This window comes from Rhodococcoides trifolii (assembly GCF_014635345.1).
GTDB lineage: Bacteria > Actinomycetota > Actinomycetes > Mycobacteriales > Mycobacteriaceae > Rhodococcoides > Rhodococcoides trifolii.
The window spans coordinates 51,796-75,909 of record NZ_BMCU01000005.1; the positions used below are offsets into that span (position 1 = coordinate 51,796).

At 66.7% G+C, this 24,114-nt stretch carries 26 protein-coding genes; 14 read left to right on the top strand and 12 right to left on the bottom strand.

From position 1 onward, the window contains the following. The first annotated feature begins 79 nt into the window (after window positions 1-79). Genes IEW02_RS20100 through IEW02_RS20110 form a run of 3 tightly spaced genes read left to right on the top strand, consistent with a single transcriptional unit; the run spans window position 80 to window position 3,176 of the window. Entirely contained in the window at window positions 80-799 is a 720-nt protein-coding gene (locus IEW02_RS20100) for a response regulator transcription factor (RefSeq protein WP_188547007.1), read from the top strand. A gap of 2 nt (window positions 800-801) precedes the next feature. Continuing rightward, a complete protein-coding gene (locus tag IEW02_RS20105) occupies window positions 802-2,133 on the top strand; it encodes a sensor histidine kinase (protein WP_229746187.1) in 1,332 nt (443 codons plus the stop codon). A gap of 23 nt (window positions 2,134-2,156) precedes the next feature. Then, window positions 2,157-3,176, top strand: a complete 1,020-nt coding sequence (locus tag IEW02_RS20110) for an isopenicillin N synthase family dioxygenase (protein ID WP_188546687.1) — start codon at window positions 2,157-2,159, stop codon at window positions 3,174-3,176. Window positions 3,177-3,180: 4 nt separating this feature from the next. Here the strand turns inward: IEW02_RS20110 and IEW02_RS20115 are convergent, their stop codons facing one another. Together IEW02_RS20115 and IEW02_RS20120 are read right to left on the bottom strand one after the other, a co-directional pair. Continuing rightward, a complete protein-coding gene (locus tag IEW02_RS20115) occupies window positions 3,181-3,540 on the bottom strand; it encodes an FKBP-type peptidyl-prolyl cis-trans isomerase (RefSeq protein ID WP_188546688.1) in 360 nt (119 codons plus the stop codon). Window positions 3,541-3,596: 56 nt separating this feature from the next. Continuing rightward, window positions 3,597-4,280 (bottom strand): DUF2848 domain-containing protein, encoded by a 684-nt coding sequence (locus IEW02_RS20120; RefSeq protein WP_188546689.1) that lies wholly within the window; start codon window positions 4,278-4,280, stop codon window positions 3,597-3,599. 123 nt (window positions 4,281-4,403) lie between these two features. Here IEW02_RS20120 and IEW02_RS25205 point away from each other — a divergent pair, with 123 nt between their 5' ends. Together IEW02_RS25205 and IEW02_RS25210 are read left to right on the top strand one after the other, a co-directional pair. Beyond that, a complete protein-coding gene (locus tag IEW02_RS25205; RefSeq protein ID WP_229746188.1) occupies window positions 4,404-5,246 on the top strand; it encodes an MFS transporter in 843 nt (280 codons plus the stop codon). Further along, complete coding sequence (locus IEW02_RS25210; protein ID WP_229746189.1) at window positions 5,147-5,746, top strand: MFS transporter; 600 nt, start codon at window positions 5,147-5,149, stop codon at window positions 5,744-5,746. Before IEW02_RS25205 ends, IEW02_RS25210 begins: the two co-directional genes overlap by 100 nt. Here IEW02_RS25210 and IEW02_RS20130 read toward each other — a convergent pair. After that, window positions 5,718-6,371 (bottom strand): GntR family transcriptional regulator, encoded by a 654-nt coding sequence (locus tag IEW02_RS20130; RefSeq protein ID WP_188546690.1) that lies wholly within the window; start codon window positions 6,369-6,371, stop codon window positions 5,718-5,720. The two genes, IEW02_RS25210 and IEW02_RS20130, sit on opposite strands and share 29 nt — an antisense overlap. Before the next feature lie 32 nt (window positions 6,372-6,403). Here IEW02_RS20130 and IEW02_RS20135 point away from each other — a divergent pair, with 32 nt between their 5' ends. Then, entirely contained in the window at window positions 6,404-7,195 is a 792-nt protein-coding gene (locus tag IEW02_RS20135; RefSeq protein WP_188546691.1) for a carbon-nitrogen hydrolase family protein, read from the top strand. Between the two features lie 161 nt (window positions 7,196-7,356). On the opposite strand, the gene IEW02_RS20140 is transcribed toward IEW02_RS20135, so the two are convergent. From IEW02_RS20140 to IEW02_RS20150, 3 genes are all read right to left on the bottom strand, one after another. Then, window positions 7,357-8,664 carry a citrate synthase gene (locus tag IEW02_RS20140; protein WP_188546692.1) on the bottom strand — a complete coding sequence of 436 codons (1,308 nt, stop codon included), beginning with the start codon at window positions 8,662-8,664 and terminating at the stop codon, window positions 7,357-7,359. 68 nt (window positions 8,665-8,732) lie between these two features. Further along, the gene (locus tag IEW02_RS20145; RefSeq protein ID WP_188546693.1) at window positions 8,733-9,653 is read right to left on the bottom strand and encodes a carbohydrate kinase family protein; all 921 of its coding nucleotides are present in this window, start codon (window positions 9,651-9,653) and stop codon (window positions 8,733-8,735) included. Beyond that, a complete protein-coding gene (locus IEW02_RS20150) occupies window positions 9,650-10,594 on the bottom strand; it encodes an aldose 1-epimerase family protein (RefSeq protein WP_188546694.1) in 945 nt (314 codons plus the stop codon). Before IEW02_RS20150 ends, IEW02_RS20145 begins: the two co-directional genes overlap by 4 nt. Between IEW02_RS20150 and IEW02_RS20155 the strand changes: the two genes are divergently transcribed. Beyond that, window positions 10,593-11,402: a CPBP family intramembrane glutamic endopeptidase gene (locus tag IEW02_RS20155; protein WP_188546695.1), complete on the top strand. Its 810-nt coding sequence runs from the start codon at window positions 10,593-10,595 to the stop codon at window positions 11,400-11,402. The two genes, IEW02_RS20150 and IEW02_RS20155, sit on opposite strands and share 2 nt — an antisense overlap. Before the next feature lie 7 nt (window positions 11,403-11,409). Here IEW02_RS20155 and IEW02_RS20160 read toward each other — a convergent pair whose 3' ends face one another. After that, window positions 11,410-12,099, bottom strand: coding sequence for a TetR/AcrR family transcriptional regulator (locus IEW02_RS20160; RefSeq protein WP_188546696.1), 690 nt, complete (start codon window positions 12,097-12,099; stop codon window positions 11,410-11,412). Window positions 12,100-12,207: 108 nt separating this feature from the next. Here IEW02_RS20160 and IEW02_RS20165 point away from each other — a divergent pair, with 108 nt between their 5' ends. Then, window positions 12,208-13,125, top strand: a complete 918-nt coding sequence (locus tag IEW02_RS20165; protein WP_188546697.1) for an NAD-dependent epimerase/dehydratase family protein — start codon at window positions 12,208-12,210, stop codon at window positions 13,123-13,125. Window position 13,126: 1 nt separating this feature from the next. Here the strand turns inward: IEW02_RS20165 and IEW02_RS20170 are convergent, their stop codons facing one another. Both IEW02_RS20170 and pdxH read right to left on the bottom strand, forming a co-directional pair. Continuing rightward, window positions 13,127-14,392 carry an MFS transporter gene (locus IEW02_RS20170; protein ID WP_188546698.1) on the bottom strand — a complete coding sequence of 422 codons (1,266 nt, stop codon included), beginning with the start codon at window positions 14,390-14,392 and terminating at the stop codon, window positions 13,127-13,129. Continuing rightward, on the bottom strand, window positions 14,389-15,018 hold the full coding sequence (gene pdxH, locus IEW02_RS20175; protein WP_188547009.1) for a pyridoxamine 5'-phosphate oxidase: 630 nt from the start codon (window positions 15,016-15,018) through the stop codon (window positions 14,389-14,391). The genes IEW02_RS20170 and pdxH overlap by 4 nt, the downstream gene beginning before the upstream one ends. A 171-nt stretch (window positions 15,019-15,189) precedes the next feature. Here pdxH and IEW02_RS20180 point away from each other — a divergent pair, with 171 nt between their 5' ends. From IEW02_RS20180 to IEW02_RS20200, 5 genes are all read left to right on the top strand, one after another. Next, on the top strand, window positions 15,190-16,323 hold the full coding sequence (locus tag IEW02_RS20180) for a citrate synthase 2 (protein ID WP_188546699.1): 1,134 nt from the start codon (window positions 15,190-15,192) through the stop codon (window positions 16,321-16,323). 123 nt (window positions 16,324-16,446) lie between these two features. Then, window positions 16,447-17,526, top strand: coding sequence for a GNAT family N-acetyltransferase (locus IEW02_RS20185; RefSeq protein ID WP_188546700.1), 1,080 nt, complete (start codon window positions 16,447-16,449; stop codon window positions 17,524-17,526). A 46-nt stretch (window positions 17,527-17,572) separates the two neighbouring features. Beyond that, window positions 17,573-18,694, top strand: coding sequence for a phosphoserine transaminase (gene serC / locus IEW02_RS20190; RefSeq protein ID WP_188546701.1), 1,122 nt, complete (start codon window positions 17,573-17,575; stop codon window positions 18,692-18,694). A gap of 88 nt (window positions 18,695-18,782) precedes the next feature. Continuing rightward, window positions 18,783-19,706 (top strand): septation protein SepH, encoded by a 924-nt coding sequence (sepH, locus tag IEW02_RS20195; RefSeq protein ID WP_188546702.1) that lies wholly within the window; start codon window positions 18,783-18,785, stop codon window positions 19,704-19,706. A gap of 46 nt (window positions 19,707-19,752) precedes the next feature. Then, window positions 19,753-20,472 (top strand): DUF6928 family protein, encoded by a 720-nt coding sequence (locus tag IEW02_RS20200; protein ID WP_188546703.1) that lies wholly within the window; start codon window positions 19,753-19,755, stop codon window positions 20,470-20,472. Window positions 20,473-20,483: 11 nt separating this feature from the next. Here the strand turns inward: IEW02_RS20200 and IEW02_RS20205 are convergent, their stop codons facing one another. Together IEW02_RS20205 and IEW02_RS20210 are read right to left on the bottom strand one after the other, a co-directional pair. Continuing rightward, entirely contained in the window at window positions 20,484-20,753 is a 270-nt protein-coding gene (locus IEW02_RS20205) for a DUF2537 domain-containing protein (RefSeq protein ID WP_188546704.1), read from the bottom strand. Continuing rightward, a complete protein-coding gene (locus tag IEW02_RS20210; RefSeq protein WP_188546705.1) occupies window positions 20,754-21,554 on the bottom strand; it encodes a TrmH family RNA methyltransferase in 801 nt (266 codons plus the stop codon). Between the two features lie 44 nt (window positions 21,555-21,598). On the opposite strand from IEW02_RS20210, the gene IEW02_RS20215 reads away from it, so the two are divergent. Continuing rightward, window positions 21,599-22,846: a GNAT family N-acetyltransferase gene (locus tag IEW02_RS20215; RefSeq protein ID WP_188546706.1), complete on the top strand. Its 1,248-nt coding sequence runs from the start codon at window positions 21,599-21,601 to the stop codon at window positions 22,844-22,846. Here IEW02_RS20215 and IEW02_RS20220 read toward each other — a convergent pair. Further along, entirely contained in the window at window positions 22,843-24,063 is a 1,221-nt protein-coding gene (locus IEW02_RS20220) for an MFS transporter (protein WP_188547010.1), read from the bottom strand. The two genes, IEW02_RS20215 and IEW02_RS20220, sit on opposite strands and share 4 nt — an antisense overlap. Window positions 24,064-24,114 lie beyond the last annotated feature (51 nt).

Below are 24,114 nucleotides of genomic sequence, written 5' to 3' on the forward strand. Positions count from 1 at the left end.
TAACGGCGTTACGGACTCCGACCCCGCGGACTCTACGAAGCTGTCGTGGCGGGAGTGTTTCCGAACTGTGACCACTGCAATGCACAATTGCGAGGTGACCGACTCCGTTGCCGCCACCGTCCTCGTCGTCGACGACGACGCGGACGTGCTCGCGTCCCTCGAACGCGGCCTGCGTCTGTCCGGTTTCTCGGTCCTGACCGCCGTCGACGGTGCTCGCGCGCTCGAGTCCGTGCGCGACGAGGCGCCCGACGTGGTGGTCCTCGACATGAACATGCCCGTCGTCGATGGAAACGGCGTGGTCACCGTGCTGCGGGCCAGCGGGAACGACATTCCCATCTGCGTTCTCAGCGCCCGCAGCTCCGTGAACGACCGCATTGCCGGGCTGGAATCCGGAGCCGACGACTACCTCACCAAACCGTTCGTCCTCGCCGAGTTGGTCGCCCGAATCAACGCGATGTTGCGTCGGCGTGGAAGCGCGCCCGCGTCCGGACCGGCCACCACGGCCTCCACCATCGGGCCGCTCACCATCGACGTGCCGGGGTATCAGGCGTCCCTGTCCGGCCGCCCGCTCGATCTGACGAAGCGTGAGTTCGAGTTGCTGGCGGTCCTCGCGCGCAACGCCGGCGTGGTGCTCTCGCGTGAGCGCTTGCTCGATCTGGTGTGGGGATACGACTTCGTCGCCGACACCAACGTCGTCGACGTCTTCGTCGGCTACCTGCGCCGCAAGATGGAAGTGGACGGCCAGGCGAGAATCCTGCACACCGTCCGCGGCGTGGGATTCGTGCTGCGAGCATCGTGAGCGTGAGAAGCCCGCGGCGATCGTTCTCGCTCCGCGCACGCGTGGCTGCGGCCGCCGCCCTCGGTGCGCTCGTGATCGTGACGGCCATCGGCGTCTACGTCTCGTTCGCAATCTCGCGGAACAACGTCTACCAGCTCGACCGTCGCCTCGAAACCGCGTCGGACGTCGTCGTCGCCCGGGCGCCCACCTTCGAGATGTTCCTCGGCAACCTCAGCGAATCGCGCGCGTTCGGCATCACGATCAGAGACAGCGGTCAGATCCGGGCGACGACACGTCCCGAGCTCCCGGACCTCCCGCCGGGAAGCGCCTCCGCCGACGTCGACGGCACCGAGTTCCGGGTGTTCACCGCGATCGTGCCCGACCGGCCCACCACCAGCATCTCCATCGCCGTGCCGCTGGCCGAGGCCCGGGACGTCACCACCTCGCAGCGACGGCAGGTCCTCGTCGCGGGCGTTCTCGCCGTCGGCGCCTCGACCGCGTTGGGCTGGATCTTCGGCGGCAGCGCCGTCCGCCCGCTGCTGCGGTTGACCGCGCAGGTTCGCAAGCAACCGCCGACTCCCCCGCAGTCCAAGACCGGCGTGCGCGAAGCCGACGAGCTGGCGGCCGCAGTCGGAGACATGCTCGGGCGGGTGACGGACGCCCAGAACCGCACCGAAGCCGCCCTCGAAACAGCGCGCGACTTCTCGGCCGTGTCCGCCCACGAACTGCGCACACCACTGACCGCGATGCGTACGGACATCGAGGTGCTGCGCACACTGGACCTCGATGCACAGCAACGCGCGGAGATCCTCACCGACCTGCAGCGGACGCAGGGACGAGTCGAAGCGACGTTGACCGCACTCGAACGCCTGGCCTCGGGCGAGCTGTCGTCGGACTCGGACCGCGTGGCCGTGGACGTCGCCGATGTGGCCGACCTCGCGGCGCAGGACGCCATGCGGCATTTCCCGTCGGTCGAGGTACGCGTCGACGCACGTGGACCCGTCGTCGTGCGGGGCTTTGCGACCGGCCTGCGGCTCGCCCTGGACAACGCGATCACGAACGCGGTGCGGCACGGGAACGCCGGCCTGGTGGTGATCGGACTGGCCCGCTCGGGCGAGTCCGTCACCGTGACCGTCGACGACGACGGCAGCGGGGTTCCCGAATCCGAGCGAGACACCGTGTTCGGCCGCTTCGAACGCGGCGCCGGCGCCGCGAAAGGAGGCTCCGGACTGGGACTGGCACTCGTTGCCCAGCAGGCCGACCTGCACGGCGGCACCACCCGGTTCGAGACGAGCGACCTGGGCGGGGCACGCCTGGTGCTGGATCTACGCGATCCATACGTACTGCAGCCCTGACCGAAGGTCGGCAAGATTGCACCATGACCTTTCACGTCCCGACGGTGGACATCTCCCCGTACGTCGTCGACGGCGGCTCCCCGGACGCACGTCGACCGGTCGCCGAAGACATCGATTTCGCATGCAGCACAGTCGGTTTCATTCAGATCGTGGGACACGGAGTCCCCGACGACGTGATCGCCGGCCTCGCCAATGCCATGGACTCGTTCTTCGGGATGTCACCCGAGGACAAACGGGCTTTCATCACCCCGCCGTCGATCAACCGCGGCTACAGCGCGCCGAAGAGCGAGTCGCTCTCGCTCAGCCTCGGCGTCGAATCTGCCGACCGGATGAACGACTTCTTCGAGGCGTTCAACGTGGGAGCGCAGGCGTCCGACTACCCCTCGGTAGAGTTGCCCGAAGCGGACTACCCGTCCAATATCTGGCCGTCCGACGAATTTCGGGCCGGCGTCGAGGCGTACTACGCGCACGCCTCCCGCGTGGCGCGAACACTGACCAGGATCTTTGCCGACGCTCTCGGGGTCGGTTCGTTCGACGACCTCACCGACCACTCCGTCGACGCATTCCGGATGAACAACTACGCCCTACCGCCCGGTGAGGTCCACCTCGAAGGCGAACTCACCGGCATGGGCGCTCACACCGACTACGGCATCGTGACGGTCCTCTGGGCGGATCAGGTTGCCGGATTGCAGGTCCTCGGCACCGACCAGGTGTGGCACGACGTGTCCCCGGCCGACGGCGCTCTACTGGTCAACCTCGGGGACCTCACCGCCCGGCTCACCAACGACCGCTGGATGTCCACGCTGCACCGCGTGAAACCGCCGATCGTCGACGGAACCATCCAGCGTCGGCGATCGGCGGCGTTCTTCCACGACGGGAACATAGATGCCGTGATCGCACCGCTGCCCTCGCACGGCTCCCCGCTGTACGAGCCGGTGACCGTCGCCGACCACATTCGAGCCAAGCTGGCGGGGTCACGCGGCGGAACGATCAACACCGCCGCAGAACGCGAGGCCGCGCGAGTGGCAGCGGCGCTGGAGTGAGGGACTAGCCGACGCCCAGCAGGTCGATCACGAAGACCAGCGTCTTGCCGGAGAGTCGATGTCCGCGGCCGGCGGGGCCGTAGGCCATTTCGGGCGGGACGGTCAGCTGGCGACGCCCGCCGACCTTCATGCCGGGGATGCCTTCCTGCCAGCCGGCGATCAAGCTCTGGAGGGGGAAGTTGATCGATTCGCCGCGGTTCCAGGACGAGTCGAACTCCTCGCCGGTGTCGAACTCGACGCCGACGTAGTGCACCTCGACCTTGCCGCCGGGAACGGCCTCGTCACCGTCACCGATGGTGATGTCTTCGATCACCAGGTCGGTGGGAGGGGTTCCGCCCTGGAAATCGATCTCGGGCTTCGTCACTGAAATCTCCTAGTCGATTCGGCTTCTCTTTCGAACCGACTCTAACGCGCGTGGTCTCAGCCGATGGGCTGCGGCATGCGCTCCGCGCGGTATGCGCAGTCGATCGTGTTGCCGGTCGCGGGGTCTTTCAGCTCGACGCGCCACGAATCGGCGAACTGGTCGACACCCGGAATCATCGAGATCGTGCCGGAGATCAGGACGGTGCCGCGGCGCAGAAGATCGCGTTCCTTCAGGACACCGAGCCAGTAGTGCGGCGCGAGCAGATCGGCCATCGATCCCTGCTGAATCAGGGTGTCGCCGTCGACCCAGGCGGTCAGGGTGATCTCGTCGATACGGTCCGCGATATCGGTGAGGCGCCAGGCGTCGTGGCCCAGGACGTCGGGTGCTGCGTTCTTGCTCCAGGCGACACTGTGCACTTCGAGGTCGCGGTCGGTGTGATCGCAGGCGACGGTCAGCAGGACGTCGTCGGCGGTATCGCCCAGAACCACCAGTGCCCACTCGGCCTCACCCGACGTGCGGCCGTGCTGGACGTCGACCCGATCGGTCTGCTGCGCCAGGTAGGGCGAGATGGGATACATCGCTGGAATGGTCTGCGGCGCAGGGATTCCGAGCTCGGCCAGTTCGTCGATGTGCGACTGCACCTCGGCCTGGTCGCGTCCGGCGTAGCCCGCGTTCAGAAGAGTGGTGACGGTAACTGTCTCCGTCGAACCGTCGGGAAGTGTGAACGTCAGGTCGGTCATGGGATCTCCTGGTCGTGGTCGTAACTTCTGTGTTTCCAAACGCGGTGGGGCTTGCGCATACGTCTTGTATACAGCAAGTATATGAACACACCAACCGATACGATCTAATCGAAAGGAGGCGTCATGGAGGGCACAACCACCACCGCCTCGGCGCCCGAGGACCGTAAGGGCCTCGCGAAGGCCTTCGCGGCGAGCCTGACCGGAACCGCACTCGAGTGGTACGACTTCGCTGTCTACTCCGCTGCGGCCGCCTTGGTCTTCCCGCAGGTCTTCTTTCCGGACAGCGACCCGCTCACCGGCACTCTCCTCGCCTTCTCCACCTACGCCGTCGGCTACGTCGCGCGTCCGATCGGTGGCTTCGTCTTCGGTCGCCTGGGCGACGTGATCGGACGTAAACAGCTCCTCGTCATCACGCTGCTGCTGATCGGCGTGACCACGTTCCTGATCGGCCTGCTTCCCGGATACGGGAGCATCGGCGTCGCGGCACCGATCATCTTGGTCTTCCTCCGCTTCGCTCAGGGCGTCGCCGTGGGCGGCGAGTGGGGTGGCGCGGTCCTTCTGTCCAGCGAATACGGCAATCCACGCCAGCGGGGGTTCTGGGCGTCCGCCGCTCAAATCGGTCCGCCCGCAGGCAATCTCATGGCCAACGGCGCACTCGCGCTGCTCACCGTCACGCTCACGGACGACCAGTTCGAGTCGTGGGGGTGGCGCGTGGCCTTCCTCTTCTCGGCCGTCCTCGTCGCTTTCGGCCTGTGGATCCGGCTGAAGCTGGAAGACACCCCGGTGTTCAAGGCAATGCAGGAGAGCGGTGAGCACCGATCTCCGAAGTCTTTCGGACGCAGCGACGTTCGCTCCTCGCGGCCATCATGTCCCGAGTCGCGCCGGACGTCGTCTACGCACTCTTCACCGTCTTCTCCATCACCTACGGAGTCAACCGCCTCGGCTTCGTGCGCAGCGAGGTACTGACTGCCATCCTGGTCGGATCCGCATGCCAGCTCGCCCTGATCCCGCTGGCCGGCGCACTGTCGGACCGCATGAACCGGCGCCTGCTGTACGGCATCGCCGCAGTGGGCGGCGTCGTCTGGGTTGCCGTGTTCTTCCTGATCATCGGCGGCGGGTCGTTGGGCCTGCTCATCCTGGGAATCGTTGTGGGACTGGCGTTCCACTCGTTCATGTACGGGCCGCAGGCCGCCTTCGTGACCGAACAGTTCGACCTTCGCCTGCGCTCGACCGGAAGTTCGCTGGCGTACACCATCGCGGGTGTGTTCGGTGGCGCCATGGCCCCCATCATCTTCACGCTGCTGCTCGACAAGCTCGACAGTTGGGTACCGATCTTCGTCTACATCGTGATCGTCGGCGTCGTGACCGTCGTCGGGTTGATGCTCGGCCGCGGACCCGACGCCGCCGAGGAGGAGAAGTACGTCGCGTCCAGGTTGTCTACGCCCGCAACAGAATCGATGTCGTGACGACGAGATGATCGTCGATCGCCGTGAACGCCAGGCCCTCGTCGCCCGCAGCCAGCGCGTCGACGATGGCCTGGTGTTCCCCGCACACATGATGCTGGCGGCCGGCCACCTCGACGAGGGCCGACAACCCGACACGCAGCTGACGAGCGCGCAATCCGGCGTAGGTGCGCGAGAGCAATTCGCTTCCCGCGGAGTCGATGAGCGCCTGATGGAAAAGACCGTCCCAGTGGATGAACCGCTTGGACGCATCGTCGGACAGGCCGCTGTTCGACATGCTCAGTTCCGCCAACGTTTCCTGTTCGGCCAGCGCATGCGTCATCTCCGTCACCGGAGCGTTGCCGTGGGTGATGGATCGGGACGCGGCGTGCCGCTCGAGCACCCCGCGCAGATCCATCAACTCGCCGATCTGGCGTCCCGACACCGGCGGCACGTACGCGCCGCGTTTGGGCACCATCTCGATCAAACCCTCGGATACGAGGAGCAGCAGCGCTTCTCGGACCGGGGTACGGGACACCCCGATCGCCGACGCCAGTTCGCCTTCGTTCAGAAACGTCCCGGTGGAGGCGGGCGAAGTGAGAACCTGGTCGCGGAGATAGGCGTACGCGCGGTCGCGACCGGATTGCATACACTAGGTATACCCGATGAATGGAGTGATCGATGAGAATCAGCCTCGCCCAGGTGACCGCGACACGGGACCCGCAGGAGAACCTCGGCCTCGTCGAGAAGCAGATCGATGCCGCCGTCGCCGCCGGTTCCAGTCTCGTCGTCTTCCCCGAAGCGATGATGAAGTCGTTCGACGGACCCATCGTCGACGCCGCCGAACCGCTCGACGGTCCATGGGCGAGCGCGGTGCGTTCGCTGGCCGCTGCCGCCGACGTGACCGTGATCGCCGGCATGTTCACTCCCGCCGACAACGGCCGGGTGCACAACACGATGCTCGTCACCGGCGGCGGCCTCGAGGAGTCGTACCACAAGATTCACCTGTTCGACGCGTTCGGCTTCGCTGAATCCGACACTGTTGCACCGGGTTCCGAACCGCTCGTCGTGACGATCGACGGGGTGAGCGTGGGCGTGGCCACGTGCTACGACATCCGCTTCCCCGGCCTGTTCCAAACTCTGGCCGATCGAGGTGCGCGCATCACCGTCGTTCCGGCGTCGTGGGGCCGCGGACCGGGCAAGGTGGACCAGTGGACCCTTCTCGCACGGGCGCGGGCACTGGATTCGACCACGTTCATTGCCGCGTGCGATCAGGCCGACCCGGAAGCGTCGGGTCACGAAGTGAAGGGGAGCGCACCCCTGGGCGTCGGACATTCGATGGTGGTCGGACCGAACGGCGCGGTGCTGGACTCTCTCGACGCAGGCCCCGGACTGCTGACCGTCGACATCGACACCGACGACGTGGATGCCGTGCGGAAGACGTTGCCGGTGTTGGCGAATCGGCGGTTCTAGGGGGCTGTCCCGGTTCCGACTCAGGGGCACCCTCGTACCGGTAGATCGACTGAATGTGCCCTTGACTCGCGGCAAGTAACTACTGAACACGAGTCAGGGGCACCCTCGGTCGATCTATCTACGTGAGGGTGCCCCTGAGTCCGAAAAGGGGAGGGCGAAAACTACCGCCCGTTCACACCCTTGTACTCACGCTCGGTGTATCCGGTGTAGATCTGACGCGGACGACCGATCTTGCCCGCGGGATCCTGGTGCATCTCCTGCCAGTGCGCGATCCATCCCGGCAGGCGGCCGAGGGCGAACAGCACCGTGAACATCCGCGTCGGGAAGCCCATGGCGCGGTAGATCAGGCCGGTGTAGAAATCGACGTTCGGGTACAGCTTGCGCTCGACGAAGTAGTCGTCGGCCAGGGCCGCCTCCTCGAGCTTGAGCGCGATCTCGAGGAGCTCGTCGTTGCTGCCGAGCTTCTGCAGAATGGTGTGCGCGGTCTCGCGGACGATGGCGGCACGCGGGTCGTAGTTCTTGTAGACGCGGTGCCCGAAGCCCATGAGCTTCACGCCGTCTTCCTTGTTCTTGACCCGACGCAGGAAGTCGGCGCTGTCGCCGCCCTCGTCCTTGATGCGGTCGAGCATCTCGAGCACGGCCTGGTTGGCGCCGCCGTGCAGCGGGCCCCAGAGTGCGTTGATGCCGCCGGAGATCGAGGTGAACAGGTTCGCATCCGACGAACCCACCAGACGCACCGTCGACGTGGAGCAGTTCTGCTCGTGGTCCGCGTGCAGGATCAGCAGCATGTCGAGCGCGTTGATGACCTCCGGGTCCGCCTCGTACGGTTCGGCCGGCAGACCGAACGTCATGCGCAGGAAGTTCTCGACGTAACCCTTGGAGTTGTCCGGGTACAGGAACGGCTGGCCGACGGACTTCTTGTACGCGTAGGCCGCGATGGTCGGCAGCTTTGCGAGCAAGCGGATGGTCGAGAGTTCGACCTGCTCCGGATCGAAGGGATCCAGTGAATCCTGGTAGTACGCCGAGAGTGCGTTGACCGCGCTGGAGAGCACCGGCATCGGGTGAGCGTTGCGCGGGAACCCGTCGAAGAATCGCTTGAGGTCCTCGTGCAGCAAGGTGTGCCGACGGATTCGGTCGGTGAAGTCCTCGAGCTGATCGGACGTGGGCAGTTCGCCGTAGATGAGCAGGTAACTGACCTCGATGAACGAGGATTCCTTGGCGAGCTGGTCGATCGGGTATCCGCGGTAGCGCAGGATCCCGGCGTCGCCGTCGATGTAGGTGATGGCCGACTTGGTCGACGCGGTGTTCACGAACCCACCGTCGAGGGTGGTGTACCCGGTGGTGGCAAGCAGCTTGCCCAGTTCGATGCCGTCGTTGCCTTCGGTGGCCTTGGAGATGCCCATCTCGTATTCGCCACCCGGATAGGTGAGCGTGGCTTTTGCGGCGTTGTCAGCGTTCTCAGCGGGCACGAATGGTCCCTCTCGAGCTCATGTGTACATACACGGTGGTCACCAGCTTCAGGTCTCGAAGATAGAAACTAGTCGCCCGCCAGCTCCTTCGCCCAGGGAGGGTCCGCACCGGGCCGGGAGACCGTGATCGCCGCAGCACGAGCAGCGAAGCCGAGCACCTCTCGCCACCGATCCTCGGTGAAGCCCCGCACAAGGTCGACGGACAACTCGTTCGCTCGGTCGAGGCTGTGCAGAAGTGCGCCGTGGACGGTGTCACCTGCGCCGATCGTATCCGCGACGGTCACCCTGACCCCGGGTACCGCGATCTCACCGTCGACGGTGATGACGGAGAGCCCCTCCCCGCCGCGGGTCACGATGATTGCGGTCACACCGGCCTCCAGCCACTGCTGCGGCGTGCTGCCTTCGTCGCCCTCGGCGAGCCACCCCGCGTCCTCGACGGACACCTTGAGAATGTCGACCGACGGCAACCAGGTCCGGAACCGTCGACGGTAGTGCTCGCCGTCCGTCATGGCTGCCGGACGAATGTTGGGATCGAGCATCGTCAGCACACCGCGGGCGTGGAGCCGGTGCAGCAGCGCGCCGTAGACCGATGCGCCGGGCTCGTACAGCAGGGACAACGTGCCGAACGATGCGGCCGTGATGTCGTCCGGAACGACCTCGGGGTCGCGGACCAATCGATCGGCGGTGCCGTCGGCGTAGAAGGAGTACTCGGCGGCCCCCGTCGGATCGAGGGCGGTGAGAGCCAGCGTGGTCGGTTCGTCGCCGCGCTGCAGAATCGACGTCCGTACGTCGGAGGCGTGCAGCCAGTCGACGAGATCGCGGCCGAACGCGTCGGTCGAGATTCTCGACAGAAACTCCACGCGGCTGCCCAACCGGCCCAGCGCGACGGCGACGTTGAACGGGCCGCCGCCCAGTCTCGGGGCCAGGAGCGGTCCTCCGTCGTGGGGAACCAAATCCACCAACGCCTCGCCACACACCAAGATGGTCATTCCTGCTCCCCCTGGTCGTTCCGCAAGCTCCACTCCTGCCCCAATCCCCAGGTCCCGGTCCACGTTTCGCCGGGTTTCAACACGATCAGGTCCACCCCCGAATTGAGCGCGTCGACGGGTGCCGTCATCGGCTCGATCGCCAAGGCCCGGCCGCGGTCCGGGTAGGCCTGATCGTTCTTCGGGTCCGCGGTGAACACCTGAACCCACGGAAACTTCTCGTCCGTCCACAGAACCGTCGCGGGCGCGTCCGGGGCCGTCAGCCGACACCGGGTGATGCCGTCCGCGTCGGGCAGCAAGGCGCTGAACGGGGTGTCCAACCACAGACCGTCGAGGGACCTCGGTGACGACAGGTCGTACTCGGTGCCGGCGACGGGGATCGAATTACCTTGCGGCAGATTGCGTTCCGCGTCCACCGGGAGACGCGTTCCCGCCGGAACGGTGAGTGTGCACTCGTCGAGCGGGGTGTCACCGGCCCGGACGAACGCGTGGATCCCGAGGGCGAAGGGCGCGTCTGTGTCACCGGTGTTGGTGGCCGAGTGCGTCACGATCAGTCCGGACTCGACCAGCGCGTGCACGACGGAGATGCGCAGCGGGTAGGGCCAGCCCGGCTCGCCGCCGACGTCGATCGTCTGCTCGACGCGTGAGTCGCCGTGGTCGACCAAGGTCCAGTCACGACGACGAACGAGTCCGTGGCTGGCGTTGTTCTTTGCCGGCTCGGTGATCTCGAGTTGATGTTCGTCGCCCTCGAACGTGAACCGTCCGTCACGGGTGCGGTTGGGCCACGGCGCCAGAATCAATCCGGCCGACAGCGGCGGCTTCTCCCCCACCGGCCAGGTCTCGGTGAGCGCGCGACCGTCACGAGTCAGCACGCGCAGGCCTGCTCCGGTGGCCACGACCTCGGCTCGGTACGGACCGTTCTCGATGACGTAGGACTCGGTCATGCATTCAGACGGTACTCACACCGACCGGCCGGCCTCCGGCCTACCCGCAAGGGGTTCTCAGGATTCTTTGTTAGCTTGGGGAGTGCCTTCGAGAGCCTTCACTCCCGTGATCAATCGCACCGCAGTCGACATCGCCGTCGTCATCGCGGCACTGGTCGGATTCAACCTCACCGCTCACTACGCGCCCACGCCGGTGGCTGTGGCCGCGGTGCCGGTGGGAGCGCTCGTCCTGCTGTTCTTCGCCCGAGCGCGTGGTCTGCACTGGAGCGATCTCGGACTGAAGAACTGGGGGCGCGGCGCGAAACACGGTGTGACCGCAGCCGCCGTGACGTTGCTCGTGGTCGCGGTGGCCGCCTCCATCCCGTTCACGCAATCGGCGTTCCTGAACGAGCGATACGGAGTCAACGTCGGCGCCACGCTGTTCGCCGCCCTGGTCATCATCCCGCTGCAGACGGTCGTGCCCGAGGAGCTCGCGTTCCGTGGTGTCCTGCACGCCAACCTCGCGCGCCGGTTCGGCATCCGCGGCGTGGCCGTCATCGGTTCACTGTTGTTCGGGTTGTGGCACGTCGCCTCGTCGCTCGGACTCACGTCGGGCAATGCCGGGTTCTCGTCGGTTCTGGGTACCGGGGTCTTCGGTCAGGTCGTGGGTGTGTGCGGCGCGGTCGCCGGGACCACGGTGGCCGGGTTCGTCTTCACCTGGCTACGTCATCGCGGAAAGTCCATTCTGGCGCCCATCGGTCTGCACTGGGCACTGAACGGCGCCGGAGCGCTCGCGGCATTGACCGTGTGGCAGCTGACGGTTCACTGACGCGGGTTCACACGCCCAGCCGTTCCGCCAGGTCGGCAACCACGTCGTCGTAGAACGCCGCGTAGTCGGTCACCGATCCCACGAGGTGCCCGAACCGTTCGAACGAGATGGTTCCGAAGATCGTCGTCCATGCCGACAGTGTGCGCATCACGAGGGCGTCGTCGATGAAGTCGACGTCGTCGCCCGTTCGGACTCGGTAGTCGTTCCGGATGAACTCGCGGGCGCCTTCGTAGACGACTCCCCCCGTCTCGCGCGCCGCTTCGTCGCCGCGGTGTGCGTCGACCACGATCTCGACCAGCACCATCGTGGTGCGCGTCGCCGGCGCGATCGTGTTGTCCGGCGCTACGTAACCCGGTACCGGTGACCCGTAGAGCAGTGCGTACTCGTGCGGATGGGCGTTCGCCCAGGTTCGTATGGCCCCACACACCGACATCCAGCGTCCGCGGACGTCGTCGCGATCGTGCAGCGAGTCGCCCTGCTCGGCGGCGGCACCCAGCTCGTCGTAGCACTGGACGATCAACGCCGTGAGCAGCTCGTCGCGGCTGGCGACGTAACGGTAGACCGCGGACGACACCATGCCGATATCGCGGGCGACCGCTCGGAGCGAGAGTGCCGCGGGTCCGATCTCCGCCAGCTGGACCCGTGCCGACGCCAGAATCCGATCGGTCACGTCAGTGCGGTTCTGCGCTCGCGTCATCGTCCAACTCTACCAACCGAGAGCACTGCTCTTGACAAGGACGGGTCGGCGGCGCATGCTTCTCGAAGAGAGCGGTGCTCTCACTTCCTTCCACGAAAGGCTTCAGCCATGTCCGATCGTCATATCGTCGTCGGGGCCGGCCCCGTCGGCACGTCCGTCGCTCGCCTGCTCGCCGACCGCGGGTCCGAGGTGGTCGTCGTGACCAGGCGCGGGACGGCCGTCGAGTCCGCGCAATCGGTCGCGATGGACGCCTCCGACTCCGACGCTCTCGCCGAGCTCACCGAAGGTGCTGTGGCGCTGTACAACTGCGCCAACCCAACCGACTACACGACGTGGGAGGACGTCTGGCCGCCGCTCGCACGATCACTGCGGCTCGCCGCGGAACGCACCGGCGCCGTCCTGGCCGTCACCGGCTGCCTCTACCCCTACGGCCCGGTCGCCGGTGGCCGCATGGTCGAAGGAATGCCCGACGCCGCCACGGACCACAAAGGTGTTCTGCGCGCGCAGATGTGGGCCGAACTGAAGGAGGCGCACGACGCGGGAATCCTCCGCGCCGTCGAGGTGCGGGCGTCGGACTACATGGGACTCGGCGTCGGAGCCAACGGCCACGTCACCCGGGTGATGCCTGCCGCTCTGCAGGGCAAGACCGCGTGGGTGGTCGACGCCAAGGATCAGCCGCACTCCTTCACCGACGTGCTCGACGAGGCGCGCGCCCTGGTCGCGGTCGTCGATCGGCCCGACACGTGGGGCCGCGTCTGGCATGCGCCGACCAACGCGCCGCGCACGCTGACCGAGGCGATCACGCAATCGCTTGCAGCGGTGGGCAAGTCACCGGTCCGCGTGCTGACGATTCCTCGCGCCGTCACTCTCGCCGCAGGGCTTGCCGTTCCGATGGTGCGTGAGCTCAATCAGCTGTCCTACCAACGCACGTCTCCGTACGTCCTGGACTCGTCGTTCAGCGAGAAGGAGCTCGGGTTGGCGCCGTCGCCGTGGGAGGAGATCTGCCGTCGCAGCGCGACATCGTGATCTACGGCCGTGCGACTCGGTATTTCACGAAGGCCGGAATCGCAAGCGCCGCAGCGACGACGCCCACGACCACCAGGACACCGCCGCCGGCCGCCGCGACAGCGGTTCCGACGTAGACCGCGGTGAAGCCGTGCAGCACATCGCCGATGCGAGGGCCGCCCGCGACGACCACGACGAACACGCCCTGCAGGCGTCCTCGCATCTCGTCGGTGGCCACGGACTGCAGCATGGAACTGCGGAACGCCGCCGAGATCATGTCGGCACCGCCGCCGAGCGCGAGGAAGGCCAGGGCAACGTAGAGAGCCCACGACACCCCACCGACCACCGCCACCCCGACCGAGACGCCGAACCCGATCATCGCCACGCCCCACACCACGATGCAGACGATCACCGCGACGCCCTGACGCTGCACTCGCGGCAGCCATCCCGAGAACACTCCGCCGAGAATGGCGCCGGCGGACAGGGCCGCGAACAACAGTCCGAGAACGAATCCGCCCTCGATGGGATCGCCGAACGTCTCGTGCGCGATCTGGGGGAACAGCGCGCGGGGCATGCCGAACACCATGGCGATGATGTCGACGACGAAGGACGCCAGCAGCACCTTCTGCGTCGTCAGGTAGGCGAAGCCCGCGATCACCTCCCGAAGCCCGGCACGCCGGGAGTCGCCGGTCGGCGGAATCTTCGGTAGCCGGTAGACCGCCCACAGCGTCGCGGACAGGAACACGGTGTCGATCAAGTACAGCGTCGACAGTCCGAAAGGTTTGATGAGTACCCCGGCAAGGAGCGGGCCGGCGATGGCGCCGAAGTTGAACACCGTCATGTTCAACGAGTTCGCCGCGGGAAGCTGCTCGGGCGGAAGCAGACGCGGGATGATCGCACTGCGCGTCGGCTGATTGATCGCGAAGAACGCCTGCTGAACCCCCAACAGCACCAACACGATCCACACGTTGTCCAAACCGAGGAACGCCTGCACGAACAGCATCGCCGACGTCGCCCCGATACCGACCGAGCTGATCATGAGCAATGTCCGGCGGTCCATGACGTCGGCGAGGGCACCGCCCCACAGCCCGAAGACGATCAACGGCACCAACGCGAACACGCCGGCAAGCCCGACGTACGCCGAGCTACCGGTGATGGCGAACAACTGCTGCGGCACCGCGACGATCGAGAGCTGGGCACCGATCACCGTCACGATCCCGGTGACCCACAGGCGCCGGTAATCCCGGTTCTGGAGCGGAGTGGTGTCCGCCAGAATACGAGGGCTCACGGTTGCAGACGCACCAGCATAGTCGTACCGGATTCGTCGATGTCGACTCGAATCCTGTTGTGCAGCCGGTTGTTTCGTCCTTGCCAGAACTCGACTGACACGGGGGCGATCCGGAAGCCGCCCCAATCGGGTGGAACCGGAATGTCGTCGTCGCCCTCGAAGCGGGCGGTCACCTCGGTCAACCGCTGCTCGAGCGCCTCCCTGGACGAGACGAGGCTCGACTGTTCCGACGCCCACGCACCCAGGCGAGATCCGCGCGGTCGGGTGTTCCAGTAGGCCTGGGTGTCCGCCGCGTCGACCTTCGACACGTGCCCACGGAAGGTGACCTGACGCTGAATCGCGATCCACGGGAACGAAGCGGAAGCATACGGATGTGCTTGCAGCGCAACGCCCTTCGCCGAACCGTAATTGGTGTAGAACACGACACCCGCCGGGGTGATCTCCTTGCACAGCACCGTGCGCGTCGCGGGATGCCCGTCGGCGTCGACCGTGGCGAGAACCATGGCGTTCGGCTCCGCGATCTGCGCGGCGACGGCCTCGTCCAACCACGACGTGACCAGCGGGAACCATCCGTCGTCCAGCCACGATTCGACGAGGTCGGCGTCACCGCCGTAGCTGACGCGCATCGCCGCGAGGTCGGCGGACGCGCGCCGTTCCGCAGGAGGGAGAGAGTTCGTCACGGAAACGAACGCTACTCCCGGGTCGGTGTGGTAGCGGCTGCTGGTACTGGCCGTGCATTCGAACCGCTATGGTGCTCGCAACAGCCCCCACCGGGGCACACGGGAACGAGGATTGCCATGGCCGACCAGAGCTCGACACAGCCCGCCGTCCCCGAGGGGTTCGTCGGAGGCCTCGAAGGCGTCGTGGCGTTCACCACCGACATCGCCGAGCCCGACAAGGACGGTGGCGCACTGCGCTACCGCGGTGTCGACATCGAAGACCTCGTGAGCAAGGGCGTCACCTTCGGCAACGTCTGGGCCCTGCTCGTCGACGGTCGCTTCGGCCCCGGTCTGCCACCGGCCGAGCCCTTCCCACTCCCCATCCACACCGGCGACGTCCGCGTCGACGTGCAAGCGGGCCTTGCGATGCTCGCCCCGATCTGGGGATACGAACCGCTGCTCGACATCGACGACGACACCGCCCGCGAGCATCTCGCGCGGGCGTCCGTGATGGCTCTGTCCTACGTGGCGCAGTCCGCACGCGGCATCTATCAGCCGGCGGTTCCGCAGTCGCGAATCGACGAATGTTCCACCGTCACAGAGCGTTTCATGACGCGCTGGAAGGGTGACCCCGACCCGAAGCACACCGAGGCCATCGACGCGTACTGGGTGTCGGCCGCCGAGCACGGCATGAACGCCTCCACCTTCACCGCCCGCGTGATCGCATCGACCGGTGCCGACGTTGCCGCCGCACTCTCCGGTGCCATCGGTGCCATGTCCGGTCCCCTGCACGGCGGCGCCCCGGCACGCGTGCTGCCGATGATCGAAGAGGTCGAGAAGACCGACGACGCACGCGGTTTGGTCAAGGGAATCCTCGACCGCAAGGAGAAGCTGATGGGCTTCGGGCACCGGGTGTACCGGGCCGAGGATCCCCGCGCCCGTGTGCTCCGCGCTACCGCGAAACGCCTGAACGCGCCGCGATTCGAGGTCGCCGCCGCGCTGGAGCAGGCCGCACTGACCGAATTGCGCGAACGCCGCCCCGACCGCGCCATCGAGACCAACGTCGAATTCTGGGCCGCGGTCATCCTCGACTTCGCCGAGGTCCCGGCGCACATGATGCCCGCGATGTTCACCTGTGGCCGCACCGCCGGCTGGTGCGCGCACATCCTCGAGCAGAAGCGTCTGGGCCGACTGGTCCGGCCCGCCGCGATCTACACCGGCCCCGAGCCGCGGTCCCCCGAGTCCGTGGAGGGCTGGGGGAACATCGCCTGAGCGGTGCGCGGGGGTTCGCGAACTCAGGAGAGCCACGTACTCCGATCGGCCGACAGACGAAACAGACCGATTTCCCTTAAACTCGAGCCGAAGACGGCGCCGAGGTAGGGGGATCTGCAGGGGATGCGTTTCGAGGTCATTCTCGAACTGGATCGGATCGCACGCTTCACCGGCGAGATGTCCGCTCTGGGCGACGCAGTGGATGCACCGGCGTCGGCCAGGTGGGAGTCCATCGGCCCGTGGTTGCATCACCGTCCGCACATGCGCCCCTTCGCCGTACGGACCTTCGACGGCGACCGGACGACCGGCATCGCGGTACTCGCGACCTCGACCCGCCGTGGCATTCAGCGCATCGTCAAGGCCGGCGAACGTGGTGAACCGACAAGCCTGCTCTACGACGGGTGCGACGCTCTCGATCACCTCACCACCGCGATCGGCGACGCTCTTCGCGAGGTGTCGGCCCCCTGGGTCCTGCGTCTGACGGGCCTTCCCGCGGACAGTGTTGCCGCTCGACAGTTGGCGTCGGCGACCAGATCGGCCCGCGTCGCTCCCGGTTCGAGTTCGCCCCGTCTCGATGTCGGCGACGATCAGACCGCCGGTACCGTGCTGAGCCGCAACACCCGCGCCGCGGTGTCCAAGGCGCGCAACCGTATCGCGTCGGACGGCAGATCACTGCGACTGTCCTGGATCCGCCGGCCTGACGAGCTGGCCCCACACCTGGGCGACATCATGACCATCCGCGCCCGACGCAACGACGCTCTGAATCGGGCCGATGGTGTCGACGACGCAGAGCTCGCCACGTTCAGAGACACCGTTCTCGCCCACTGCAGGGCGAACCGTGCTCGCGTTCTCCTCGCTCACATCGACGACGTCGTCGCCGCCTACGCGATCTGCCTGGAGAGTTCCGACGAAGCGTGGGTGTATTCGAACGCCGTCTCCCCGGACTTCCTGCGCTACAGCGCCGGGACCGTGGCCAACGCGGACGTCGTCCTGTCCTACCTGGCGGACCCTGTCATCTGCCACGTCAACTGGGGCGCAGGTGTGCAGCGGTACAAGATGAGCGGACCGGTGACGGTGCAGCGCGCGACCGAACTGACTGCCTGGTCGTCGCCGACGCTCCGGCGGTTGGAGCGACTCGCCCGCAGCGCCCCGCGCCGGCTCCCCCGCTCGACCGGTTCACACCGGCCACCGCCCGCCGACTAACCTCATGAGCGCCCTGTTCACGTAGACGTTAGGACGCAACGACGCCATGGCCGACACGCCGACGATCCCCGCCGACCTCAAGCCGAAGGACGGACGCTTCGGGTGCGGCCCGTCCAAGGTGCGGCCGGAGCAGCTGCAGTCCCTCGTCGACGTCGGCGCCTCCGTGTTCGGCACCAGTCACCGCCAGAAGCCGGTCAAGGACGTCGTCGGACGCATCCGGTCCGGGCTCGCCGACCTCTTCTCGCTACCCGAGGGTTACGAGGTGGTCCTGGGCAACGGCGGAACCACAGCGTTCTGGGACGCCGCGGCGTTCGGCCTCATCCGTGAGAAGTCGCTGCACTTGACCAACGGCGAGTTCAGCTCCAAGTTCGCGTCCGTGGCCAAGGCGAACCCGTTCATCGGCGACCCGATCGTCGTCAAGGCCGAACCGGGCAGCGCCCCCGAGCCGACGTCGGACCCGTCCGTCGACCTCATCGGCTGGGCACACAACGAGACGTCCACCGGTGTGGCCATTCCCGTTCAGCGTCCGGCCGGCTCGGAGAACGCCCTCGTCGCTATCGACGCCACCTCCGGCGCCGGCGGCCTCCCGGTCGATATCGCCGATTCCGACGTCTACTACTTCGCACCGCAGAAGAACTTCGCTGCCGACGGCGGACTGTGGGTCGCGCTCATGAGTCCGGCGGCTCTAGCCCGCGTCGACGAGATCGCCACGTCGGGTCGCTGGGTTCCCGACTTCCTGTCGCTGCCCATCGCCATCGACAACAGCTCGAAGAATCAGACCTACAACACTCCTGCGGTGGCCACTCTGCTGCTTTTCGCCGACCAGATCGAATGGCTGAACGGTAATGGCGGATTGGATTGGGCGACGTCCCGAACGGCGGATTCGTCGTCGCGCCTGTACGGCTGGGCGGAGAAGTCTTCCTTCGCGACGCCGTTCGTCGCCGAACCTGCACACCGTTCACAGGTCGTCGGAACGATCGACTTCGACGACTCGGTGGACGCCGCCGCAGTCGCAAAGATCTTGCGCGCCAACGGAATCGTCGACACCGAGCCGTATCGCAAGCTCGGCCGCAACCAGTTGCGCGTCGGGATGTTCCCCGCGGTCGATCCGGACGACGTCACCGCTCTGACCGCGTGCATCGATCATGTGGTCGCCAACCTGACGTGAGCGTGTCCGGCGTGATCGTCGGCGGACGTGCATTAGAGTCGGTCTCGGCACGAGAGCTACGCTTTCGACCGGACGCAAAGGAGTGACCGTGCGAGACATCCACGTGATCGGCCTGGCGTCCGACGGTAAGCACATCGTCTGCGCGGACGCGAACGGTGACAAGTTCCGAATTCCTGCCGACGAGAAATTACGCGCTGCCGCACGCGGAGACGCCGCTCGGCTCGGACAGATCGAGATCGAAATGGACTCACTGATGCGTCCCCGCGAGATTCAGTCGCGAATCCGATCCGGCGCGTCCATCGCGCAGGTGGCGAAAGAATCGGGAATGGCTCCAAGCAAGGTCGAGCGGTACGCCCACCCGGTTCTGCTCGAACGTTCCCGCGCCGCGGACCTCGCTCAACTGGGCCACCCGGTGCGCGAGGACGGTCCCGCCGTTCTGACTCTCGCCGAAATCGTGACGCTGGCCTTCCGCGGACGCGGACATTCCATGGACGCGGCCGAGTGGGACGCCTGGCGCGACGAAGAGAATCACTGGGTGGTTCAACTCCAGTGGCAGGCCGGGCGCACCACCATTGCGGCGCACTGGCGTTTTCAGCCCGATGCACACGGTGGCAGCGTCGTTCCCCTGGACACCGCGGCGTCCGAGCTCATCGACCCTGACTTCGGTCGGCAACTGCGCGGGCTCGCGCCGGTCTCGGCCGCCCCCGCAGCGGACGAGTCGCAGCAGACTCTCGACGAGTACTACGGAACCGAATCCGAGAGCGACCGCGCGCCCGAGCAGCCCTCGATACCCCAATCGGCTGTTGCCGATGCAGCGACAACCGACGACGTGGCACCGAGCCCCGAATCTGCTTCGGCCACAGCACCGGCCCCGGCCGCAGCACCGACACCGGCCGCAGTACCGACACCCAGGCCTGCTCCGGGACACGCAGGCGCCAAGGACAAGCGCGGCAAGCCCGCGATGCCGTCCTGGGAAGATGTTCTGCTCGGCGTCCGCAGTAACGGGCGATGACCGAACCTCGTCATCGTCTGTCCCGTCCGCACCGAGGGGCGTCGTAGTGGGCGTCCCGGCGTCGGCGATCTGGTACGTCGACGCATCCGATCCAGCTGCCGTGCTCCGATCCGGCGGACCGAGTGACCTGGACGCCGCCGCGGCGATCGCCCGGCAGCTCTACCCGGGTCTGGAACCAAAATCCGTCGGAACGGCGCCGATCAGCGCCTTCGCCGCGGTGACCACACCACGCCGAGTTCTCGTCGGGTGTTTTCCCGGCGTCACCGTCGTCTGTTCGGCCGAGTCCGCCGTCGTGCAGCCGTCGACCCTGTCCGAGCAGTGGGTAAGCCGAGTTCGGGCGGAACGCACGTACCTCTTGGCTGCGGAAGCGGAATTCGCGTGGGGAGCGTTTGCCGAGTGGCACGGTGGGGTGCTGCGGCGCTCGTTCAGCGCCGCTCCGTCCTACATTCACGAGGACGAGGGGCTCCCGGGTCCGTGGGAGCGTCCGTTCTGGGCCGGTGAACACCCCATGCAGTACCCCGACGGGGTCATGCCCGACCCGCAGGCGTTGCCGTTCCATCCTCAGGAGTTCGCGGACAGCGCGAGCGCACACTGGTTGGGCGTGCGCATGATCGGCGCAGCACACGAGGGTGAGATCGATCCGCTCTCGGTGTTGTTGTGCGACTTCATGATGCGCGACCCCAGCGAGTCGATGCCGCAGCCGTCGGCACCCGCTCCCGAGCCGAGGAAAGTCAAGCGCGGACTGTTTCGGCGCAAGGTCTCCTGACGTAGAAGGCCTCAGAGCACGTCGGCAAGCACGACGACGACTCCGACCGCGGCGCCCACCGTCGCTCCCGGAATCACCCACCGCCACACCGGTCTCCGCCGGTACCGCATCAGAGTGGGTGCGGCACCGGCGATCACCACCACCAGCACGATCACCGCGAACACGACGCTGATCATGCTCAACACCAGCCCCATCGACATGATCAGTGCACCGACCAGAACCGCAGCCAGTGCCGCACAGAACATTCCGGCGAACCACGGGGTGTCCTCGGAGTCGGTCATCTACACCCGCACTCGTTCGTAGAACGCCATCGCCGCCGCAGTCGCCACGTTGAGCGAATCCGTTCCCGGCGCCATCGGGATACGAGCTCGAATGTCGGTGGCGCGCATCGCGTGTTCGGTGAGGCCGGGCCCTTCGGCACCGAGAAGAACGGCAACCTTGTCCCCTGTCATCGCCTCGGCCAGCGGGACGGCCGACGGATTCGGCGTCAACGAGATCAGCTGAAAACCTCTGTCCCGCAACCGGCTCAGCCCGCGAGGCCAATCCGGAACCGACGCGAACGGAACCCGCAGCACGTGGCCCATCGACACTCGCACGGCTCGCCGGTACAGCGGATCGGCACACGCACCACCGAACAGCACTGCGTCGACACCCAACCCGGCAGCATTGCGGAACATCGAGCCCAGGTTCTCGTGGTCGTTGACTCCTTCGAGGACCGCGACGGTTCGGGCTCCGGCGAGAACGTCGTCGAGCTCGAGGGCGGGCGGCCGCGCGGCGGCCGCGAGCACACCACGGTTGAGGTGGAACCCGACCACTGCGGCCATCACGTCGGCGGTGGTCCGGTAGAACGGAACGTCGACGGCGTCGAGGTCGTCCTGCAGTTCGGACAGGCGCCGGTCCACCCCGAGCAGTGCCGTCGCCCTGAAGCGGGAATGCAGGAGTCGTTGCGCCACCAGAACGCCCTCGGCAATGACCAGGCCTTTTCCCTCCGGCAGATCCGGGCGCCGGTCCGACGAGTTGAGGTCTCGGAAGTCGTCGAGCCGAGGGTCGGCGGGATCGGTGATGTCCAGGACTCGTACCACCGACTCATTCTCGCAGGACGACAGGTGTGAAAAGCTCATGGGTGATGAGTACCGATCAGAACACCCGAGCGGCCTCCGGCCTTCCCGCGAGCGAGATCACGATCAGACCCGCCACCGACGACGACTGGGACGCCATCGCGCTCCTCGACGCGCACGCGTTCGGTGAGCATCAGAACGCCCAGGACCTCGCCGAGACGAAGCTTCTCACCGACTCCTCGGAGATCGTGCTGGCGTGCGACGGCGATCTCGCGGTGGGTGTGACCATGCACTTCCCGATGCACGTGACCGTTCCCGGTGGCACCTCGCTGGCGGCGACGGGCGTCTCGTGGGTGTCGGTGGCGCCGACTCATCGCCGTCGCGGCATTCTGCGAAAGATGTTCACGCAGCAGCACACTCACTTCGAGGAAGCCGGCACGCCGTTGTCGGTACTGACTGCCAGCGAAGCCACCATCTACGAGCGATTCGGGTACGGAGCAGCCACCGCGGGCGTCGCCGTCGCCCTCGATCGCCGGTTCGCTCGCTTCCACCCCGATGCGCCCTCCGCCGACGGAACGCGTCTGGTCGAGAGCGCCACCGCACAGCAGTTGCTGCCCGAGATCTATCGCCGGTGGCAGGCGATCACCCCCGGCGCTCAGCCCATGCCGCCGGTGCGGTGGGAACGGTTCTTCGCCGATCGAGAGAACAGCCGCGACGGTTTCAGCCCGCTCTTCTTCGTCGTCCACGCCGACGGGTACGTCGCCTACCGCCGGGGCGAGCGCGTGGGCACGGCCGGGGCGCAGGAGGCGCGCGTCGTCGATTTCGTCGCCGTCACCGACGAGGCACGCTCGGCACTCTGGCAGGTGCTGTGCGGCATCGACCTGGTGGACAACATCGAAGTCACCCTGCCGCCCGGAGACCCGCTGTTCACGCTGCTCACCGATCGGCGCGCCCCCGCCATCCAGGGTGTCAAAGACGGTTTGTGGGTGCGGCTGATGGATGTGCCCGTCGCGCTCGAAGCCCGTACCTACGCCATCGACACGGACCTGGTTCTGCAGATCGACGACCCGTTCCTGAGCGCCGGCGGCCGCTTCCGTCTGCGCGTGAGCGGCGGCCGCGCCGAGGTGACCCGTACCGACGCCGAGCCCGACGTCACGACGGCGATCTCGGTTCTGGGCAGCATGTACCTCGGCGCGCACCGGGCTCGGCAGTTCGCCTCGGCCGGGCGAGTCGTCGCGACCAGCGACACGGCTCTGCACGAGTTCGATCTGGCCTTCTCCACGGAACGCCAACCCGAGATCGGGTGGTTCTTCTAACCCGAGCGGGCCAGTACTGCCTGCGCTCCGAGGTAGCGCCGACAGGCGGCGTAGGCGCACAGGGCAGCAATCAGCGACACCACTCCGCCGATCACCAGCGGCGCCCGCGGGTCCACGACGTCGGCCAGTTTGCCCAGTAACGGGCTGCCGATCGGGGTGCCGCCGAGGAAGCAGAGCATGTAGATGCCCATCACTCGTCCTCGCATGTCCGACGGGACGGAGGCCTGCACGATGTTCATCGCCGCCATCGTGACGGTCAGCTGGACCGCCCCCGTGGGAATCAACACCAGCGCTACACCGACGAACGAGGGCATCAGCCCGGCAACGGTTTCGAGTAGTCCGAAGGCGACCGCCGAGTAGACGAACAACTTCATGCCCGCGGGCCCGCGGCGCCGTGCAGCCAGAGTCGCCCCCAGCAAGGTGCCCACCGCGAGCACCGTCGTCAGCAGGCCGTACGCGTCGGCGCCCTTGTCGAACCCGTTGCGTGCCAACACCGACAGGCTCAGTGGGAAGTTGATGCCGAAGGTCGACACCACGAACACCGTCGCAAGCAGCACGCGAAGATCGCCGCGGCTCCACACATAGCGGAAACCCGCGCGCACTTGCCCTTTGGCGCGTTCGGCGCGTTCGACAGTGAAGAGTTCGCTGCTACGCATCGCCGCCAGCGCCCCCAGTACGGCGGCGAACGACACCGCGTTGATCAGGAACACCCACCCCGTTCCGACGACGGTGATCAACACGCCTGCAATGGCCGGGCCGATGATGCGTGCAGTGTTGAACGTCATCGAGTTCAGACCGATCGCGTTCGACAACTTCTCTTTGCCCACCATCTCGATGGTGAAGGACTGACGAATCGGAGAGTCGATGGCGGTCGAACACCCGAGCAGCAGCGCGATGACGTAGACGTGCCACAACTCGACGATGTTTCCCACGTCGAGAAGGCCGAGGATCAGGCCGAACATCGCTGCCGCGGCCTGCGTACCCATCAGAAGTTTTCGCTTGTCGTACCTGTCGGCAAGCACACCACCCCATACCGAGAGGAACAGGGTGGGCCCGAACTGCAGGGCCATGACGATACCGACGGCAAGACCGTTGCCACCGGAAAGCGTGAGTACCAACCAGTCCTGCGCGACGCGTTGCATCCACGTCCCGATCTGCGAGACGATCTGGCCGGACGCCCAGAGTCGGTAGTTACGGCCGTGAAGGGCGTCGAACAACGAGGGTCGTCCGGGGCTCACGGGGCATCACACACAAGTACTAAGTTACGC